Annotated in this window: 15 protein-coding genes and 1 riboswitch; of the genes, 7 read left to right on the forward strand and 8 right to left on the reverse strand. The window is 65.3% G+C overall.

The annotated features are described in order from the left end of the window. Positions 1–72: 72 nt before the first annotated feature. Both QAZ22_RS08065 and QAZ22_RS08070 read right to left on the reverse strand, forming a co-directional pair. On the reverse strand, positions 73–1,893 hold the full coding sequence (locus QAZ22_RS08065) for an ABC-F family ATP-binding cassette domain-containing protein (protein ID WP_278206141.1): 1,821 nt from the start codon (positions 1,891–1,893) through the stop codon (positions 73–75). Between the two features lies 1 nt (position 1,894). Then, positions 1,895–2,539: a thiamine diphosphokinase gene (locus tag QAZ22_RS08070; protein ID WP_278206142.1), complete on the reverse strand. Its 645-nt coding sequence runs from the start codon at positions 2,537–2,539 to the stop codon at positions 1,895–1,897. A 134-nt stretch (positions 2,540–2,673) separates the two neighbouring features. Further along, positions 2,674–2,788, forward strand: a riboswitch (TPP riboswitch). 43 nt (positions 2,789–2,831) lie between these two features. Here QAZ22_RS08070 and thiB point away from each other — a divergent pair. The 4 genes from thiB (at position 2,832) to QAZ22_RS08090 (ending at position 8,110) form a co-directional block, all read left to right on the forward strand. Further along, complete coding sequence (gene thiB, locus QAZ22_RS08075) at positions 2,832–3,842, forward strand: thiamine ABC transporter substrate binding subunit (protein WP_278206143.1); 1,011 nt, start codon at positions 2,832–2,834, stop codon at positions 3,840–3,842. Positions 3,843–4,082: 240 nt separating this feature from the next. Continuing rightward, positions 4,083–5,705 (forward strand): thiamine/thiamine pyrophosphate ABC transporter permease, encoded by a 1,623-nt coding sequence (gene thiP, locus QAZ22_RS08080; protein ID WP_278206144.1) that lies wholly within the window; start codon positions 4,083–4,085, stop codon positions 5,703–5,705. Further along, entirely contained in the window at positions 5,702–6,487 is a 786-nt protein-coding gene (thiQ, locus tag QAZ22_RS08085) for a thiamine ABC transporter ATP-binding protein (protein ID WP_278206145.1), read from the forward strand. The genes thiP and thiQ overlap by 4 nt, the downstream gene beginning before the upstream one ends. Before the next feature lie 153 nt (positions 6,488–6,640). Continuing rightward, positions 6,641–8,110 (forward strand): M48 family metalloprotease, encoded by a 1,470-nt coding sequence (locus QAZ22_RS08090; protein WP_278206146.1) that lies wholly within the window; start codon positions 6,641–6,643, stop codon positions 8,108–8,110. Positions 8,111–8,176: 66 nt separating this feature from the next. Here the strand turns inward: QAZ22_RS08090 and QAZ22_RS08095 are convergent, their stop codons facing one another. Both QAZ22_RS08095 and QAZ22_RS08100 read right to left on the reverse strand, forming a co-directional pair. Beyond that, positions 8,177–10,261, reverse strand: a complete 2,085-nt coding sequence (locus tag QAZ22_RS08095; protein ID WP_278206147.1) for a caspase family protein — start codon at positions 10,259–10,261, stop codon at positions 8,177–8,179. A 168-nt stretch (positions 10,262–10,429) separates the two neighbouring features. Beyond that, complete coding sequence (locus tag QAZ22_RS08100) at positions 10,430–11,293, reverse strand: RNA polymerase factor sigma-32 (protein ID WP_278206148.1); 864 nt, start codon at positions 11,291–11,293, stop codon at positions 10,430–10,432. A 307-nt stretch (positions 11,294–11,600) separates the two neighbouring features. Between QAZ22_RS08100 and QAZ22_RS08105 the strand changes: the two genes are divergently transcribed. From QAZ22_RS08105 to QAZ22_RS08115, 3 genes are all read left to right on the forward strand, one after another. Continuing rightward, entirely contained in the window at positions 11,601–12,374 is a 774-nt protein-coding gene (locus QAZ22_RS08105) for an amino acid ABC transporter substrate-binding protein (protein ID WP_278206149.1), read from the forward strand. Positions 12,375–12,497: 123 nt separating this feature from the next. After that, positions 12,498–13,178 (forward strand): ABC transporter permease subunit, encoded by a 681-nt coding sequence (locus tag QAZ22_RS08110; RefSeq protein WP_278076260.1) that lies wholly within the window; start codon positions 12,498–12,500, stop codon positions 13,176–13,178. After that, positions 13,175–13,969 (forward strand): amino acid ABC transporter ATP-binding protein, encoded by a 795-nt coding sequence (locus tag QAZ22_RS08115; RefSeq protein ID WP_278206150.1) that lies wholly within the window; start codon positions 13,175–13,177, stop codon positions 13,967–13,969. Before QAZ22_RS08110 ends, QAZ22_RS08115 begins: the two co-directional genes overlap by 4 nt. A 259-nt stretch (positions 13,970–14,228) precedes the next feature. Here the strand turns inward: QAZ22_RS08115 and QAZ22_RS08120 are convergent, their stop codons facing one another. The 4 genes from QAZ22_RS08120 to QAZ22_RS08135 form a co-directional block, all read right to left on the reverse strand. Next, on the reverse strand, positions 14,229–14,810 hold the full coding sequence (locus tag QAZ22_RS08120) for a CarD family transcriptional regulator (protein ID WP_040974338.1): 582 nt from the start codon (positions 14,808–14,810) through the stop codon (positions 14,229–14,231). Between the two features lie 370 nt (positions 14,811–15,180). Next, positions 15,181–15,519 carry a ferredoxin FdxA gene (gene fdxA, locus QAZ22_RS08125; protein ID WP_278076262.1) on the reverse strand — a complete coding sequence of 113 codons (339 nt, stop codon included), beginning with the start codon at positions 15,517–15,519 and terminating at the stop codon, positions 15,181–15,183. A 149-nt stretch (positions 15,520–15,668) separates the two neighbouring features. Next, positions 15,669–16,055, reverse strand: coding sequence for an RNA-binding S4 domain-containing protein (locus QAZ22_RS08130; RefSeq protein ID WP_278206151.1), 387 nt, complete (start codon positions 16,053–16,055; stop codon positions 15,669–15,671). Between the two features lie 91 nt (positions 16,056–16,146). Continuing rightward, positions 16,147–19,521 (reverse strand): helicase-related protein, encoded by a 3,375-nt coding sequence (locus tag QAZ22_RS08135; protein WP_278206152.1) that lies wholly within the window; start codon positions 19,519–19,521, stop codon positions 16,147–16,149. Positions 19,522–19,530: the final 9 nt, after the last annotated feature.

The following is a 19,530-nucleotide window of genomic DNA, read 5'->3' on the forward strand; positions in this document are numbered from 1 at the left end:
ATGGCCTCCGCAACATGCGTATACTATATGCGCATTTCCTTGTTGCGACAACGAGCAGGTGCTGGTCGGGGCTCAACCCTCCACCTCCTCGCGCAGCATCTCCAGCTCCAGCCATTCTTCCTCGAGTGCCGCCAGCGTCGTGCGCTCCTTGTCGAGCGCTGCAATGGTCTTCTGGAACGAGACCGGGTCACGCTCGTAGAAGGACGGATCGGCGATGTTGTTCTCCAGCCGCGAGATCGAGGCGGCGACCGCCTCGATCTTCTTCGGCAGGGATTCCAGCGCGAATTTCTGCTTGAACGAGAGTTTGTTCGCCGGGCCCTTCGGAGCGGCTTGCTCGGCCTTTGTCCCAGCGCCTGCGTCAGCGGCTTCGGCCTTCGGCCTCGCCTTGCCATCCTCGAGCTTCGAGCCGCCGCGCTGCGCCAGCATGTCGGAATAGCCGCCGGCATATTCGATCCAACGCCCGCCGCCGTCCGGCGCGATCACGCTGGTGATGGTGCGGTCGAGGAAATCGCGGTCGTGGCTTACCAGGATCACCGTCCCGGCAAAGCCGGCGACCAGTTCCTGCAGCAGCTCAAGCGTCTCCATGTCGAGGTCGTTGGTCGGCTCGTCGAGCACCAGAAGATTCGCCGGCCGCGCCAGCACCCGGGCCAGCAGCAGGCGCGCGCGCTCACCGCCCGAAAGCTCCCGCACCGGCGTGCGAGCCTGCTCCGGCTTGAACAGAAAATCCTTCATGTAGGAGACGACGTGGCGCTGCTCGCCGTTGACCACAAGGTTCTCGCCGCGTCCGTCGGTCAGGTAGTGCGCCAGCGTCTCCTGCGGGTCGACGGCCTCGCGCTTCTGGTCGAGCGTCGCGATCTCCAGATTGACGCCGCGCCGCACCGAGCCATCGTCCGGCGTCAGCTCGCCGGTCAGCATTTTCAGAAGAGTCGTCTTGCCGGCGCCGTTCGGTCCGACCAGGCCGACACGATCGCCGCGCTGGATGCGGGTCGAGAACCCCTTGACCACGGTCAAGTCGCCAAAGCTCTTGTCGATCCCCTTGGCCTCGATCACCAGCTTGCCGGATTCGGCGGCGTCGCTCGCCACCATGGTCGCCGTGCCCTCGGCGCCGCGATGGCTGCGAAAGCGCTGGCGCATGGCCTGCAGCTCGCCGAGGCGGCGCATATTGCGCTTGCGCCTGGCAGTTACGCCATAGCGCAGCCAGTGCTCCTCGCGCACGATCTGGCGGCCGAGCTTGTGCTGCTCGCGCTCCTCCTCTTCCAGCACCTGGTCGCGCCATTCCTCGAAATGCGCGAAGCCTTTGTCCAGCCGCCGGGTCTGGCCGCGGTCGAGCCAGACCGTAGCGCGCGAGACGCGCTCGAGAAAGCGGCGATCGTGCGAGATCAGGATCACGGCCGAAGAGGTGCGCGCAAGCTCCTCTTCCAGCCATTCGATGACCGACAGGTCGAGGTGGTTGGTCGGCTCGTCGAGCAGCAGGATGTCGGGTTCGGGCGCCATGACGCGGGCAAGCGCGGCCCGGCGCGCTTCGCCGCCGGAAAGGTCGCTCGGCCGTTCCTCGCCGGTGAGGCCGAGATGGTCCATCAAATAGGTGGCGCGATGCGGGTCGTCGGCCGGCCCGAGACCAGCCTCGACATAGGCGCGCACGCTGGCGAAGCCATCCATATCGGGCATCTGCGGCAAATAGCGGACCGTCGCCGATGGCTGGCGGAACACCTCGCCGTCCTGTGGCTCGACCAGCCCGGCGGCGATCTTGAGCAGCGTCGACTTGCCCGAACCGTTGCGGCCGACAAGCGCGATCTTCTCGCCGGCGGAAGCGCTCAGCGACGCGCCGTCGAGCAGCGGCGTGCCGCCAAAGGTCAATTTTATGCCGTCGAGATTGAGAAGAGGCGGAGCCATGTCAGCTTTCGGCAAGAGGATAGGGGTGGGCGAGCAGCAGCGCCCGGCCACTCTCGAGCGCGATCTCGAGCCGGCCCTTGACTTCGTTCGATATAGTGAGCGAGGAGCCGAACGCCACCTCGACACGGTCGAGCGGCCATTTGGCGCCGGAGACCGTCAGGCCGGCGAGTTCGGAGAAGCCGAGCACCGAGAACAGCGTTCCGTCGGCGTAATCGAAGGCGGCTTTGCCCGGCAGGATGGGAACGCCCTCCTGAGCGCCGCTGGTCAGCAGTACCGTCGTGCCCGCCTCGGCCAGCCGATACCCAAGCGCCTGATGCAGGAAGGCATGGTCGGCGCGCTTGCCGCCGAAGGCGCCGGCCAGCACCAGGCTGGTGGCGCCGCGCGCGAGCGCCTCGGCGATGGCGAGCTCGCCGTCGGTCATGTCCTTTTCGGCCGGAAAGATCTTGCGCGGCACGGCGGCGAGATCCTCCGGCAGGTTCGGCGGCACCGAGTCGAAGTCGCCGACCCATAGCTCCGGTACGAGGCCCAGCATGCGGGCATGACCGATGCCGGCGTCGGCGGCGATGACGCGGGAGCCTTCGATCTGGCGATCGAGCCGAGGCGTGCGGACGAGCTCGCCGCCAAGCAGGATGGTGAATGTTCCCATGGGCGTCGCCCTTACCAGCCCCGCCCGCGAAACGGAAGCCAGGCGCATCCAAACGGATAGCGCTGCGTTCCGAAGTCATCGGATGCCCGGCAAACTTCCGCTTGCGCGCCGCATCGGCCGGGCCTATGTCTCGAAACGCTCTAACGGGGTGCCGGACGCTGACTTCGCGAACCGGCTGAGAGGCGACAATGCCAACCCGCCGAACCTGATCCGGTTTGTACCGGCGGAGGGATTAGACGTTTCGGACCATCCGACGCCTCAATTCCTTGTCACGCGAACGAAGGAGGCGCCGATGCGCTCACTATTGTCCCAGCTTATCCTCGCAACAGGCCTCGTTTCGCTTTTGGCAGCCGCCGGGCCTGCCGAGGCGAAGGACAAGCTCACCGTCTATACCTATGAAAGCTTCACCGCCGACTGGGGTCCGGGACCCGCGGTGAAGAAGGAATTCGAGGCCGAATGCGGCTGCGATCTCGAATTCGTCTCGGTCGCCGACGGCGTGGCGCTGCTCAACCGCGTCAAGCTGGAGGGCGCCGGCACCAAGGCTGACGTCGTGCTCGGCCTCGACACCAACCTGACCGCAGACGCCAAGGCAAGCGGCCTTTTCGCGCCGCATGGCGCCGTTGCAGATTTGAATGTGCCCGGAGGCTGGAAGGACGACACGTTCGTGCCCTTCGACTACGGCTATTTCGCCGTCGTCTACGACACCGAGAAGCTGAAGACCCCGCCGAAAAGCCTGAAGGAGCTGGTCGAGGGTGGTGCCGCCGACAAGATCGTCATCCAGGATCCGCGCACCTCGACGCCGGGCCTCGGCCTGCTGCTCTGGGTGAAGTCGGTCTATGGCGACAAGGCGCCGGAGGCCTGGGCCAAGCTCAAATCCAGGGTGCTCACGGTGACGCCGGGCTGGAGCGAGGCCTACGGCCTGTTCACCAAGGGTGAGGCGCCGATGGTGCTGTCCTACACCACCTCGCCAGCCTACCACATGGTGGCGGAGAACACCGAACGCTACCAGGCCGCGTCCTTCGAGGAGGGCGAGTATCTGCAGATCGAGGTCGCCGGCATCACCACGACCGGCGCGAAGAACCCGCTGGCGGAAAAGTTCATCGCCTTCATGACCGGACCGAAATTCCAGGACGTCATCCCGGAGACCAACTGGATGTTCCCGGCCGGCAAGACCGACAAGCCGCTCAACCCGGCCTTCGACAAACTGGTGAAGCCGACCAAGACCCTGCTGTTCAGCCCGGAAGAGGTCGCGGCAAACCGCAAGGCCTGGGTGGACGAATGGCTGGCGGCGATGAGCAAGTAGCCGGCTTTGGCTATCTATCGAAGATGATCGCTCTACGGCGCCCCCCTCTGTCCTGCCGGACATCTCCCCCACTTGGGGGGAGATTGGCTGTCATTGGCGATTTCGCCAATTGGCAACGTTGCAGGAATGAGCAGGGTGCCGACGCTGCTGATCTCCCCCCTTGTGGGGGAGATGTCCGGCAGGACAGAGGGGGGCGCGAAGGAACGCGGCGTTCGTTAGCTCGAATCCCAATGGTGCAGCGTGCAATCTTCGCCGCGCCCTGACTCCCGCGTCACCGCCGGCATCATCGCCCTTGCGGCAATCGCCGTGCTCATCGGCGGCGCCTTCGTCGGGCTCATCCTCGAAGGCGCGCGCGACCCGTCCGGCGCTCTCGTCGCCTTCGACGGCTATCTCCTCCGTGTCGCCCGCTTCACGCTTTGGCAGGCGCTGCTTTCGACATTGCTGTCGGTCGCGCCGGCGCTGCTGGTGGCGCGTGCCTTGTCCCGGCACCCGGAGTTTCCCGGCCGTCGGCTGATCCTGCAGCTCTTCGCCGTGCCGCTGGCGCTGCCGGCCATCGTTGCCGCGCTCGGCGTGTTGGCGCTCTACGGCCATGCCGGCTATTTTGCCGGCGCTCTCGGCAGCCTTGGCGGCAGCGAATGGCCGGGCATCTACGGCTTGTCCGGCATTCTGATCGCGCATGTCTTCTTCAATTTGCCCTTGGCCACGCGTCTGTTCCTGGAGGCGCTCGGCACGGTGCCCGCCGACCAGTGGCGGCTGGCGAGCCAGCTCGGCATGGGGGCATGGCCGGCGTTGCGGCTGATCGAATGGCCGGCGCTGCGCGCCGCACTGCCGGGCGTCGCCGGACTGGTGTTCATGCTCTGCATCACTTCCTTCACCATCGTGCTGACGCTGGGCGGCGGGCCGGCCGCCACGACGCTGGAGGTCGCGATCTACCAGGCGCTGCGTTTCGATTTCGATCCGGCTAGGGCCGTGGTGCTGACGCTGCTGCAGATCGGTCTGACCTTCGTCGTGGTCACGGCACTGATGCGGCTTGGCGCCAATACGGTCGGCGACGCCAATCTGCCGGTGGCGCCACGCCGCTATCTTTCGGCGGGCAAGGCTGAAACGATGGTGAACGCCGGTCTGATCGCACTTACCTTGCTGTTCGTCGCCGGGCCGATGGCGGCGACCGTGCTGGCCGGCCTGGAGGCCGATCTCGGACGGCTGGCCGGCGAGGAGGCCGTGCGCCGTGCGACGCTCACCAGCGCCGCGCTGTCTTTCCTCTCGGCGCTGCTTTCGGTGGCGCTGTCGCTCTCGCTCATCGCGGCCCGGCGCGCGCTGGCCTTGCGGCGCCGCGCGGGCGGCGCCATGTCGCTGCTCGAACATGCCACCGATACCGGCGCCGGTTTCGTGCTCGTCGTGCCGCCGATCGTGGTCGGCGCGGGCTGGTTCCTGGCCTTGCGCGGCGTCACGGATGTCTTCGCCGTCGCGCCCGTCATGGTCGTCGCCGTCAATGCGGTGATGGCGATGCCCTTCGCCATCCGCGCCGTTCGCCCGGCCTATGACGCGGCGAGCGAGCGTCACGAGCGGCTCTGCCTGGCGCTCGGCATTTGCGGCTGGAACCGGCTGCGCCTGGTCGACTGGCCGTCGCTCCGGCGGCCTTTGGCCACCGGCTTTGCCTTCGCCATGGCGCTGTCGCTTGGCGATCTCGGCGTCATCGCGCTGTTCGGCAGCGATTCGGTGCAGACCTTGCCCTATCTCTTGCTCGCGCGCATGGGCAGCTACCGGACCGCCGACGCCGCGGGGCTTGCCTTGCTGCTCGGCCTCGTTTGTCTGATGCTGGTTGTCGCCGCCGACTGGCTCGGGCGGGAAGCAAAGGCATGACGACGAACAATGGCATAGCGACGGAGACGGCACTGGCCGTCACGCTGGACGATGTTTCGTTCAGCTATGGCGAGGCATCGTTCCGCTTCGATGCCGAATTCGCCGCCGGCAAGATCACCGCCATCATGGGGCCGAGCGGTTCAGGCAAGTCGACGCTGCTCAATCTGGTCGCCGGCTTCGAGCTGCCCGGCGCCGGCAAGGTGCTGATCGGCGGGATCGATGTCGGCGATGCGCCGCCTTCGGCGCGGCCGGTATCGATGGTGTTCCAGGAAAACAATCTGTTTGCCCATCTTTCGGTCGAGGGCAATGTCGGGCTCGGCCGCTCGCCGTCGCTCGACCTCACTGTCGCCGACCGCCACACGGTCGCGGAAGCGCTGGCGCGGGTTGGCCTTGCCGGCAAGGAGAAGCGGCTGCCGCGCGAGCTTTCCGGCGGCGAGCGGCAGCGCGTCGCGCTGGCAAGGGTGCTCCTACGCGATCGTCCGGTCCTTCTGCTCGACGAGCCCTTCGCTTCGCTCGGTCCGGCGCTGCGCGACGACATGCTCGATCTCGTGGCCGGTATCCACGCCGAACGGCAGATGACCGTGCTTTTCGTCACGCACCAGCCGGAAGATGCCCGCCGCATCGGCGAGAACATGGCGTTTCTGGACGAAGGCATGATCGCCGCGACCGGGCCGGCCGCGGATTTCTTCGACCGCTCTGGTCCGGACGCCTTCCGGCGCTATATCGGCGATCAAGGCGGCAGCGTTGCCGTATCACAACATATTGCCCGGAAGCGGACATAATTTACGCCCAAACCGGCAACGGGTGATCCGGCGTTTGCTTGCCTTGTCCGGGGGAGTGTGGCTAGGTCCGGCCATGCTGGTCCGGGTGGGCCGTGATTTGCCGAAAGATTTCGAAAGGAAGCCGATCTGACGACCGGCGCGGAGAAAGTATGGATGAAGCCGCTGACGCGATTCTTTGCGTTGGCGGGCTTTGCCGTGGCGCTGGCGAGCTGCCAGATGTTCACGCCGCCCGACGTCCAGGAATCCGGCTTCCAGCCCTCGGACAAGCCGATCACGGTCGACAACGTCGTCGCCAACGCCAAGCTCGCCGACATGGCGAAGGCGCAGCATCCGCGGATTCTCGCCACCTATGGCGGCGAATATTCCGATCCGAAGCTCGAGCGCATGGTGGCCAAGGTCGTCGGCAACCTGACCGTGGTGTCGGCCAACCCGACCCAGACCTATCGCATCACCATCCTCAATTCGCCCAACGTCAACGCCTTCGCGCTGCCCGGCGGCTACCTCTACGTGACGCGTGGACTGCTGGCTCTGGCCAACGACTCCTCCGAGCTTGCCGCCGTCATCGCGCATGAGATGGGCCACGTCACCGCGAATCACGGGTTGCAGCGGCAGCAGCTCGAGGCCGAGGAAGGGCTGGCGACCAAGGTCGTTTCCGATGTGCTCGGCGACAGCCCGACCGCCAAGGCAGCACTCATCCGCGGCAAGCTGAGGCTGGCGCAGTTCTCGCGCAACCAGGAACTGCAGGCCGACGCCATCGGCATCAAGTCGATCGGCGAGGCGGGCTACGATCCGTATGCGGCCGGCCGCTTCCTGCAGTCGATGTCGGCCTATACCGATTTCCGCTCGGTCAGCGGCGCCACCGATGCCAGCCTCGACTTCCTGGCCACGCACCCCAACACGCCGCAGCGCATCGAGCTGGCGCAGCGCCTTGCCCGCAACTTCGGCCCGCCCGGCGTCGGCACGCGCGATCGCGATGCCTTTCTCGCCGGCATAGACGGCCTGCTCTACGGCGACACGCCGGAAGAGGGCTACGTGCGCGGCCAGACCTTCATGCATCCCGGCCTCGGCGTCTCGTTCGCGGTGCCGGACGGTTTCGTCATCGACAATTCGGCGGCCGCCGTCACTGCGACCGGACCCGGCGACATCGCCATCCGCTTCGATGGCGTGGCGATCGACAAATCGGTGTCGCTGACGGATTACATCCGCAGCGGCTGGGTCGCCGGGCTGGACGACGCCAGCGTGCGCCAGGAGACGGTCAACGGCAACGAGGCAGCGATGGCGCATGCCAGCGCGCAAGGGTGGCAGTTCGATATCGCGGTGATCCGCGCCGGCGGGCAGGTCTACCGGCTGCTGACCGCAGCACCCTCGGCCAGCGCCGCGCTGGAGCCGGTCGCGCGTTCGGTCAGCGGTTCCTTCCGCACGCTGAGCGCGGCCGAGAAGGCGGCGCTGAAGCCGCTGCATATCCGGGTGGTCACCGTGCAGCCGGGCCAGAACATGGGCACGCTCGCGGCGCAAATGGTCGGCGTCGACCGCAAGCTCGACCTGTTCCGCGTGCTGAACGCGATGTCGCCGGGCGCAACGGTGTCGGCCGGCGACAAGGTCAAGATCGTCACCGACAAATAGCTTCCGCCAGGAAACGGCTCGGTCTGTCTATTCGGTTGCCCGCGCACGCCGTTGTTGCTGCATCCGTCAGAACAACCCAGTGCTGTCGGAACCGACGGTGCTGCCGGTATCAGAGACGCTGCCGGTGCTGCCCGTGTCGGTGGGGCCGGTGGTGTCTGTGTCGGCGGAGCCTGTGTCGGTAGTGCCAGTGCTGCCCTCAGTGGTGCTGCCTTCAGAGCTGCCACTGCCGCCGCCTTTGGGCTCGGGATGATCGCCGCTACTGCCGCGCCAGGGCGCCGGCCCGGTGTCGTTCTGTATTGGCTTGAGCGGTGTCTCGAAGACCTCCGGCGGCGTCGTTGGCGTCGGTGTGGGGACCAGCTTTATCTTCGTGACTATTTTTCGCACGACCTTGGGCTTGCACACCGCGACCGGCAAGGCGCTGCGGGCGGGAAGACCGAGAATGCTCATGGAATACACGCCTTGCCGATCGATGCCGGCTTTGAGGAAAGCCAAGGCGCGGGCCGGATCGGCGGGCACCCCGTTGCGGCCTTCCTGGAAGATCACCGCGAGATCGTTCATGGCGTTGATGTGCCCCATAGCCGCCGCCTTGAGCAGCAGGTCCAATCCCTTGCCGGTATCGGGCTGGACACCGATACCGTTGAACAGGGCGCGTCCCCACGCGGCCATGGCGTAGGGGTCGCCCTTGTCTGACGCTTGCGAATAGAGGCTGCTGGCCTTCGTCGGATCGACGGCGGTCCCTGTTCCGGACGCCGCGATGTCGCCGAGCTCGAAAACGGCCCGGACATGCCCTTTGTCGGCAGCCTCCTGGATGGCTTTCCTGGCCTCGTCGACCTTGCCGGACGCCAGCAGCGCCCGCCCGAGCTCGTAGCGGAAACGGGTGACACCGGGATAGGTCTTCACCGCGGTCTCGCAGGCTTCGACGGCCCCGCCGCCGATCTCATTCGGCTGCCGGCCGGGGGCGACGCCTTGCAGGTCGAGCGGCGCGCCCGCCGCCTGATCGCAGGGGTCGACACTTGGCGACAGCTTCATCGTCGCCCGCTTGGACGCCTTGCCAGCACTGATCTGAAAGCCGACCTCGACGGGAGCCGCCGAGCCGATCTGGGGCTCGTAGCGCAAATGGTCGATATCATCGGCCATCAGGCTTGATTCGGGAGACAAGGTCCGGTCCGGCAGCGACAGCGTGCCCGTTGCCGGATAGCTTGCGAGCTTCAGGCTGACCGCCGGGTCGTTGGTTGGGAAATCCAGCTTCAGAGGCACCGGGCCGACACCGACCGGGATGCTGACGCCGTGGTTGTCGATGGCTTCGGCGGCGCCGGTGATATGGAGCCCGCGCTCCGACGCCGGCTGCGGCTGCTCGACCATGACCTGCTGACCCTCGGGCTCATCGTGGCGCATCAGCACCACCTCGTCGACCAGCGAGGAATTCTCCCACGGAACCTGCTTGCCATTGGTCGCTTTCACGACGTCCCGGCGAACGGCCGCCATGACCGTGCGTATCTCCTGGTTGGGCGCCAGCGCGCGGCGGGAGAAGGCGGACGAGAATGGACTGAGGGCACCAGTGCCGTCATAGGCGACGGCGCCCGGCTCGGTGGCGAAGGCAATCAGCGTGTTCAGCGAGCTTTTCACCTGCGCAAGGCCTGTCTCACCGGAGACAATCAATTGGTCGCGCAGCCAGTAATCCTTGCGCGGGAACGGATTGTTGCGGCAGGCATCGAGGATGATTACCTGGATCTTCGACTTCGAGCGCAGTTGCTGCAGCACGTCGTCGAGCTTGATCGCCTGGACTTCGATGTCGGCCGCATCCTTCAGCGAGGCATCTACGGGTATGAGAAAATTCTCGCCGCCGATCTGAAAGCCGTGGCCGGAATAATAGACGACCGCCAAATCCGCGCCGTCAACCGCAGCGAGATAGTTGCGGAACTTCTCCTCGAACTGGAGCTTGGTCACGTCCTTGGCAACGAACACATTGAAGCCAGCCAGCCGCAATGTCTTGGAGACATTCTCGGCGTCCGTGTCCGGATTCTTGAGGGCCGGAATAGTGCGATATTCGGAATTGCCGATCACAAGGGCAACCCTGCGATCGGCATGAGCCTCGAGCGTCGTGAAGCCCACGAGGATCAAGGCTGCAAGGAAGGCGCAGCATCGCAGCATGGCAAGTCCCCCATCCGCTATGGTCTGTCGGATTCACAAAAGACCAGTTGCGGCGCGCGGGTCTGTTAAAGAATTCACAATACGCTGATATGGAAAAGAAGAAAGGCTGTTGTGATATGACCTATTTTTATTAGATATCTATTTTACACCAGCAACTTAAAGTTGCCCTCAGGCTGCTTCCGCCAGGAATTCGGGGTTCTGTTTGACCAGTGCAGCCCTCAGTTTCTCCATGGCGCGCGCTTCGATCTGGCGGACGCGTTCCTTGGAGATGCCGAGCGCCTCGCCGAGCGATTCCAGGGTGGCGCCGTCGTCGCTCAGCCGGCGTTCCTCGATGATCCGGAGCTCGCGCGCATTGAGTGCGCCGAGCGCGCTCTTCAGCCAGATCGCGCGGCGCTCGACATCGATCGTTTCGCCCACCACCTCGTCGGGAAGCGGGTCCTCCGAGACCAGGAAATCCATGCGTTCGGCGGCGCCGTTCTCGTCGGCTAATGGCGTGTTGAGGGAACTGTCGGGGGCTGAAAGGCGCGAATCCATCATCGCCACATCGGCTTCGGGCACGCCGAGCGCCGCCGAGACCTCGCGATAGAGCGAGGCATTGGAGATCGGCTCGGCGCCATTGGCGAGCCGGGCGCGCAACCGTCTCAGATTGAAGAACAGCGCCTTCTGCGCCGAGCTGGTGCCGCCGCGCACGATCGACCAGTTGCGCAGGATATAGTCCTGCATCGAAGCGCGGATCCACCAGGTGGCGTAGGTCGAGAAGCGCACCTCGCGGGCGGGCTCGAAGCGGGCCGCGGCTTCCAGGAGACCGACATGGCCTTCCTGGATCAGGTCGCCGAGCGGCAGGCCGTAGTGGCGGAATTTCGACGCCATGGAAATCACCAGGCGCATATGGGCGACGGTGATCAGATGCAGCGCGTCCTGATCGTTCTTTTCCTTCCAGCGTATGGCCAGGAGATGTTCCTCGTCGCGCTCGAGATAGGGAGCCTTCATTGCCGCCCGGACCAATGTCCGTCCTGCCACGTCCTCGATCATGCCGGCTCCTTTTGGCGGTCGTTACGCTGATGACGGTTGAAAAGACGCTGCCGCGCCCTACAACAGCCTGCAACGTGTCAGGCGCATGGAAGGTTCCGTGGCGGCAGAGGCGCACATGCAGTGCGCCGGGTGCCGTTTTGTTGTCGACCCGGGACGCTTGCTTGCCGTGATTTGCATTGATTTTGAGGATCAGATTTCTGGCTGGGCCAATTTTTGAAATCTGGTTCCTTATTCCGCGGACATCTATCTGTCAGTTTGCGGCTCTCACAATGCGCCGGGGCACCGGTCAAAACGGGATCACAGAAAAATGAAATGGCTCAAATCGCTCCTCGTCGCCGGAACGCTGCAGATTCTGGCGGTCACAGCCGGTCACGCCGGCGCCAATCTCGACCAGATCAAGCAGGCGGGGGTCATCAAGGTCGGCACGGAAGGCACCTACGCGCCGTTCACCTATCATGACGGGGCCGGAGCGCTGGTCGGCTTCGATGTCGAGATCGCCAAGGCGATCGCCGAGAAGCTCGGGGTCAAGGCCCAGTTCCTCGAAGGCAAGTGGGACGGCCTGATCGCCGGCCTCGACGCCAACCGCTACGACGCCGTCATCAACGAGGTCGGCATCACCGATGCACGCAAGGCCAAGTATGATTTCTCCGATCCCTACATCGCGTCCAAGGCGGTTTTGATCGTTCGCGGCGACGACAGCGAGATCAAGTCCTTCGCCGATCTCAAGGGCAAGAAGGCCGCGCAGTCGCTGACCTCGAATTTCGGCAAGCTCGCCGAGAAGAACGGCGCCGAGCTGGTCGGCACCGACGGCTTCGACCAGTCGATCCAGCTGCTGCTCACCGGCCGCGCCGACGCCACCATCAACGACAGCCTGTCCTTTCTCGACTTCAAGAAGCACAAGCCGGACGCCAATGTGAAGATCGCCGCGCAGGAAGAGAACGCCGACTATTCCGGCGTCATCGTGCGCAAGGGCGATCCGGAACTGGTCGCGGCGATCAACAAGGCGCTGGCAGACATCAAAGCCGACGGCACCTACAAGAAGATCGCCGACACCTATTTTGGCCAGGACGTCTCGCAGTAAGCTTAGTCCTCCTTTTGCCTGAGTTCCGGCGGGCCGTCTTTGACGGCCCGCCGGCTTTTGCATGATAGTCGTTCGGCAATGCCGGCCAGAGGTGGTCGCGGCATCCGGAAAGGAGAAGGCTCCGTGCCGCACTGGTTGCAACTGATGCTGGAATCGCTGCCGACGCTGCTGTGGGCGGCGCTGATCTTCACCGTGCCGCTGACATTGCTGTCCTTCGCCTTCGGGCTCCTCGCCGGGCTGGTCACGGCACTGATCCGGCTGTTCGGCCCGAAGCCGCTGGTCGCGCTCGTTCGTTTCTACGTGTGGATATTTCGCGGCACGCCGCTGCTCGTGCAGCTCTTCCTGATCTTCTACGGCCTGCCGTCGGTCGGCATCCTGCTCGATGCCTTTCCCGCCGCGCTGATCGGCTTCACGCTCAACATCGGCGCCTACACGTCGGAGATCATCCGCGCCGTCATCGGTTCGGTGCCGAAGGGGCAGTGGGAGGCCTCCTATTCGATAGGCATGACCTGGAGCCAGGCGATGCGGCGCACGATCCTTCCGCAGGCTGGCCGTGTCGCCGTGCCGCCGCTTTCCAACACCTTCATCTCCCTGGTCAAGGATACCTCGCTTGCGGCGGCGATAACGGTGCCCGAGATGTTCCAGGCAGCGCAGCGCATCGTCGCCACCACCTACGAGCCGCTGATCCTCTATGTCGAGGCGGCGGCACTGTACCTGGCAATGAGCTCGGTGCTGTCGGCACTGCAGGCGCGGCTGGAGGTGCGGCTCAACCGTTATGGCGGCTTCCTGGAGGCCAATGCATGATCGGCCTCACCAATATCGACAAGCGCTTCGGCGACAATCTTGTGCTCAAGGGCGTCACCGTCAATCTGGACGAAGGCAGCGTCACGGCACTGGTCGGCCCTTCGGGCGGGGGAAAAAGCACGCTTTTGCGCTGCATCAACCTGTTGGAGGTGCCGACCTCCGGCATCTTGCGCATCGGCGACGAGACGCTGGAATTCCGGCCTGGCGGCAAGGTGCCGGCGGCGGATGTGCAGCGCGTTCGCCTGCAGACGGGCATGGTGTTCCAGAACTTCCAGCTCTTTCCGCACCGCACCGCGATCGAGAATGTCATGGAAGGGTTGGTGACGGTGCTGAAATGGCCGGCCGACCGGGCTCGCGAGCGAGCGATGGCGCTGCTCGAGAAGGTCGGCATGGCGCACAAGGCCGATGCCTGGCCGGCAACATTGTCAGGCGGCCAGCAGCAGCGTGTGGCGATCGCCCGGGCCTTGGCGCCGTCGCCGCGCGTGCTGCTTTGCGACGAGCCGACCTCGGCGCTCGATCCGGAACTGGCGCAGGAGGTGGTCGACGTGCTGGGTCAGCTCGCCCGCGAGGGCACGACCATGGTGATGGCCACGCACGACCTCAGGCTCGCCTCCAAGATCGCGCAAGAGGTGGTGTTCCTCGATGCCGGCTCAATTGTGGAGAAGGGCCCGGCCGCGGTCGTCTTCGACAATCCCGAGCGCGAGCGGACCAAGCGCTTCATCGCCTCGCTGCGGCAGGAGGAAGCGCAGAGGGAAGCTGAGGGCGAGGGATCAGGTACGATTTCTTCGTAGGTCTGCGCCGCCCCTCATTGCCCTGCCGGGCATTTCTCCCCGTATAGTGACGGGGAGAAAGACGCTTTCATTAGTGATTTCGCCAATCTTCACCGTTGCAAGATGAGCACCAGCGTTGCGCCATCTCCCTTCTCCCCGTCACTATACGGGGAGAAGGTGCCGGCAGGCGGATGAGGGGCGGCGCCGACTTTGCCAGCATTGCCCGCAACAAAAAACCCGGCGCGAGGCCGGGTTTTTCGTAACTTAAGGGCGAAAAAGCTCAGGCAGCTTCTTCCTGCTCGGCTTCCTCGTTGTCGGCCTTGGCGCCGCGCTTCGGACCCTTGTTGAGGTTGACCTCGATGAGGCGGACAGCCTCGGTCTCCGACATGCGGTTGACGGCCGCGATCTCGCGAGCCATGCGGTCGAGCGCGGCTTCATAGAGCTGGCGCTCGGAATAGGACTGCTCCGGCTGATTGTCGGCGCGGTAGAGATCGCGCACCACTTCCGAGATCGAGATCAGGTCGCCGGAATTGATCTTGGCGTCATATTCCTGCGCGCGGCGCGACCACATGGTGCGCTTGATGCGGGCGCGGCCCTGCACGACCTTCAGCGCGCGATCGACATAATCCTCTTCCGACAGCTTGCGCATGCCGATCGAGGTCGCCTTGGCGACCGGCACCTTGAGCCGCATCTTGTCCTTCTGGAAATCGATGACGAACAGTTCCAGCTTGTGACCCGCGACTTCCTGCTCGTCTATCGCCACGATCTGGCCGACGCCATGCGCCGGATAGACGATGAACTCGCCGGTCTTGAACCCGTGGCGGGCTGCGGTGGACTTCTTCTGCGGGGTTATAGTTGCCATTACGCCCTGAACTCCTTAGTTGTGTCACCGGCATCATGCCGGCCAAACCCGTGCGATCGGCGAAAGCCGACCGTTAGCCGCGCAACATGATGACCCACCGGATAAGCCGAGGCCGGCTAACCGCACGAATGCGACCGCCTGCCCCAGATCGCTCTGGTCCGGATTGAGAAGCTCACCTTTCAGTGATTTGGGGCGTTAGCGCCATAAATCGACGTTGTGTCACCGGCATGTTCCGCTCATGTAACACAAAAAGTCGGAAGAATCAAGGTTTTGCTGCGTCCGCTAACGCCAAGCGCCATCGCTGCCTGTCAAGACAGCAATTGTATCGGCCCCGTTACGTCGCGTCATGCCGACTTGGCCGATCCGGCTGTCAGTCGCCTTCGCCAGGCTCCGGCGAGAAATATTTCTCGAACTTTCCGGCCTCGCCGTCGAAGGCTTTAGCATCCGCCGGCGGCTCTTTCTTGGCGGTGATGTTGGGCCATTTCTCGGCATATTCGGAATTGATCTGCAACCATTTGTCGAGCCCCGGCTCGGTGTCCGGCTTGATCGCGTCGGCCGGGCATTCCGGCTCGCAGACGCCGCAGTCGATGCACTCATCCGGGTGGATGACCAGCATGTTCTCGCCTTCGTAGAAACAGTCGACCGGACAGACCTCGATGCAGTCCATGTATTTGCATTTTATGCAATTGTCGGTCACGACATAGGTCATTGCAGGCTCCGGGACGTCCCTTTTTTGCTGGGCTTTTCAAGGTGAGGTAACGCCTTTGCCCGCCGCTGGCAAGGGTAGGGCTTGCTGCCTGAGCCGGCGCTGCGGAATGGAATTCCATACGGGTGCCGCGACGAAGTCAGGTTGTATCTTCAGTCGTCGCCGAGCAGCCGGTCGGTCTGCCGCCGCTCCCGCTTGGTCGGGCGGCCGCTGCCGGCCTCGCGCAACCCCGGAATGGCGTCGGGAACGGCCCCGCCCCTTGGCGTCGGCGCCGGCGACATGTCCTCGTAGAGCAGGCGCGCCTCATCGGCAGGACCACGCCGAATTCCGCAGTCGAGCACTTTCCAGACCAGGATCCGGCCCTCGAGCGTGATGGTCAGCACGTCGCCGGCCTTGACCAGATCGGAGGCCTGCGCTGCTTTGTCGCGATTTATACGAACGCGCCCGGCAACAACGAGCTTTGCCGCCAGCGACCGTGATTTCACCGCGCGTGAGAAGAACAGCCATTTGTCGATGCGCTGGCGGCCTTCTCCAACCATCGCTGCTAGCTTTGTTGGAGCATGATCTTATCCGAAAACCGGTTCCCACTTTTCGCTGACGCGGTCCTTCGGTTCGGGATCATGCTCTAGCCTATTTCTTCAGCTGGTCGCGCAGGGCGGCGAGCTTGGCGAAGGGCGAATCCGGATCGAAGCGCTGCGGGCGCTCCTCGCGCGGCTTGCCTTGGAAGGCCGGCTTGCCGGCGGAAGCATTGCCCTTGCCGTCCTGCCTGTTGCCCTTCCAGTCCTGCCTACCCTCACGGCGATCGGGACGCTCGCCCTGCGGCCGGCCTTCGCGCCTTTCGCCGCCTTCGCGTTCCGGCCTCGGCTTGAACTTCGAGCGGTCGAAGCGCGGTTTGCCGGCACCGTCGCGCTGATCGCGGCGGCCCTCATGGGCCGGCCGATCTCCGGGCTCGCCACTCGCGGCGCCCGCCTGACCCTCACGCGCGGCCTGCCCGCCGCGCTGGCGGTTGTCGCGACGGCCGTCATGGCGATGGCGCGGCCGCTGATGATCGAAACGTGCCTGCCGCCACAGCAGGATCGGCTTCGGCTCTTCCTGCTCGGCCGCCGCTTCGGCAGGGGCGTTACCCTCCCCCTCGCGGGGAGGGTCGGCGCGCAGCGCCGGGGCGGGGGGAGCGCCGGTGCTGTTGGCACTGCCCGCATCGTCGGCGCCGTCACCCCCACCCGCGTCGCTTGGCGCCGCGACCTCCCCCATCGAGGGGGAGGTGGGCGCCTCGGCGCCTGCTTCAGCTGCTTGGGCAGAGGTTTCCGCTTGTTCTTCCACAGCGACTGGTTCTTCAGCGGCCGCGCCAGCGTCCGGTTCAGCGGCAATTTCGGCGGAAGCCGGCGCGCCAGTCCCCAGACCTTCGTCGAGCGGCGCGGCCGCGCCGTCGTCGGCCGGCGCCTCAGCCGCCTGCGCGGCGCGCGCGGCCTCTTCCGCCGCAAGCTTAGCCGCAGCGGCCTCGCGGGCGGCGGTGTCCAGCGCGTCCAGCTTCGCCTTCACCTCGGCGGCAGGCTTCGGTTCGGAACGATAGCCGAGGCCCTTGAGGATCTCTTCCATGTCGTCGGCGGTGGCGCCGAGGATCGACATCATCGGCGGCGTCACCATGAAGGCGTGGCCGTCATAGGCGCCGTCGGGCCGCTGGCCGAGGCCGGGCTTCCAGTTGGTCGCCGGGCGGATGAGGTCGGCCAGCCGCTCGAGAATATCGACGCGCACGGCGCGGCGGCCGAGATTGCGATAGCCGGCGAGCTTGTAGAAGGTCTTGTCGAAGGCCGGGTCGATGACCACCGAGGTGCGGCCCGACGCCAGCGCGTGGACGACATCGCCGAGGCCCGGCTTGTCCTTGCCGTCGTTCTGCAGCGCCCAGAGCAGCGTGACCAGCCCGGCCGGCGCGGGCTTGATCAGCGCCGGCACGAAGACGTGATAGGCGCCGAAGCGCACGCCGAGGCGACGCAGCGCCGCGCGGCCTTCCTGGTCGAGAGATTTCATTTCCTCGGCGATGTCGCGGCGGTTGATAAGGCCGAAATGCTCGACGAGCTGGAAGGCGATGCCGCGCGCGATGCCGGTGATCTGCTCGGCATTCTTCAGATCGACGAGGGGCTTCAGCAGCGTTTCGATCTGGAAATTGACGAAACGCTCGGCGCGCGCCGCGACCTTGTCGCGGGCAGGCCCGGTGAGCTGCTCGTCGGCAAGCAGCACAAGCCGAGGCTTCAGCGCCTCGTCGCCGGTGACCAGCGTGCCGATCGGCGCGCCGATCCAGCGCAATATACCGTCCGAGCCCAATGCCAGATCGCCGTTGGCGCAGGCGGCAAAACGCTCGGCGCGCGCCTCGAATTCGGCCGCGAGCGCCTTCTGGGCAGCGGTGCGCACCGCCTTGGCATCCTCGCCGCCGGCGCTCTGGTCGGCGGTGAAGCGGAATCCCTGCAGCTCGCCGACGTGATGGCCTTCGACGAGGACGGTTCCGGTTGGGCTGATTTCAGCTTCAGGCATGGTATTTTCTCTAAGGCGCCGCATGAGGACGGAAGTCCTGCGGTCTACGAAGCGTTTCGTCAACCGCTCATGCAGCGCATCCGACAATCTGTCTTCGATTTCGCGCGTCTTTTCCTGCCAGTGTAGCTGATCGGCCAGCCAGCCCGGTCGGTTGGAGACGAAGGTCCAGGTGCGGATCTGGGCGATCCGGTGCGACAGCGTGTCGATATCGCCGTCCGTCGTGTCGGCTCGCCGCACCTGCTCGGCCATGTAATTCTCGTCGACATGGCCATGGCGCGCAAGATCCATATAGATCGAGGCGATCAGGTCGGCGTGCTGGGCGGGCGCGATCTTGCGGTAGTCCGGCAGCGCGCAAGCTTCCCAGAGCAGCGCCACGCGGTTCCTGCCGGTGGCGAGCGCCCTGATGTCGGCGTCGCGCGACAGATGGTCGAGCGCCTGGGCGTCCACTGCCGGCAGCGCGCGCGTCAATCCTTCGACCGGCGCGTTGGTCTCGGTCGAGCGCTTCAAGGCATCGAGGCTGGTAAAATCGAAATCGGCCGTGCGCCATTGCAGCACCTTCACGGGATCGAAATCGTGTCCTTCGATCTTCTTGACCAGATCCTCGTCGAACGGATCGACCTGGCCGGTGACGCCGAAGGTGCCGTCGCGCACATGCCGTCCGGCGCGGCCGGCGATCTGGCCGAGCTCGGCGGCGGTGAGGTTGCGGTACTGGTAGCCGTCGAACTTGCGGTTCTGGGCGAAGGCGACGTGCTCGAGGTCGAGGTTCAGCCCCATGCCGATGGCGTCGGTGGCGACGAGATAGTCGACGTCGCCGGACTGGAATATCTCCACCTGGGCATTTCGGGTGCGGGGGCTGAGCGCGCCGAGCACGACGGCGGCACCGCCCTGCTGGCGGCGGATCAGCTCGGCGATGGCATAGACCTCGTCCGCCGAGAAGGCGACGATCGCCGTGCGGCGCGGCAGGCGGGTGAGCTTCTTGGAGCCGGCATAGGCAAGGTGCGACAGCCGCGGCCGCGTCACCACCGAGACGCCCTTCAGCAGTCGCTGCAGGATGCCGTGCATGGTGGCGGCGCCCAGAAGCAGCGTCTCCTGGCGGCCGCGCAGATGCAGGATGCGGTCGGTGAAGATGTGGCCGCGCTCGAGGTCGCCGGCGAGCTGCACCTCGTCGATGGCGACGAAGGCGGCATCGGTCTCGCGCGGCATCGCTTCGACCGTGCAGACCGAATATTTCGCGCCCACCGGAACGATCTTCTCCTCGCCCGTGATCAGCGCCACCTTGTTGGCGCCGACCTTTTCGCAGACGCGGGCATAGACCTCGCGGGCAAGAAGCCTCAGCGGCAAGCCGATGATGCCGGTCTCGTGCGCCACCATGCGCTCGATGGCGAGATGGGTCTTGCCGGTGTTGGTGGGACCCAGCACGGCCGTCACGTCACGGCCCGAAAGGATCAGCGGCTGGGTGTGTGTCGGCTGGATATTCATCGGCTCGGA

Source organism: Mesorhizobium sp. WSM4906 (genome assembly GCF_029674625.1).
Classification (GTDB): Bacteria; Pseudomonadota; Alphaproteobacteria; order Rhizobiales; family Rhizobiaceae; genus Mesorhizobium.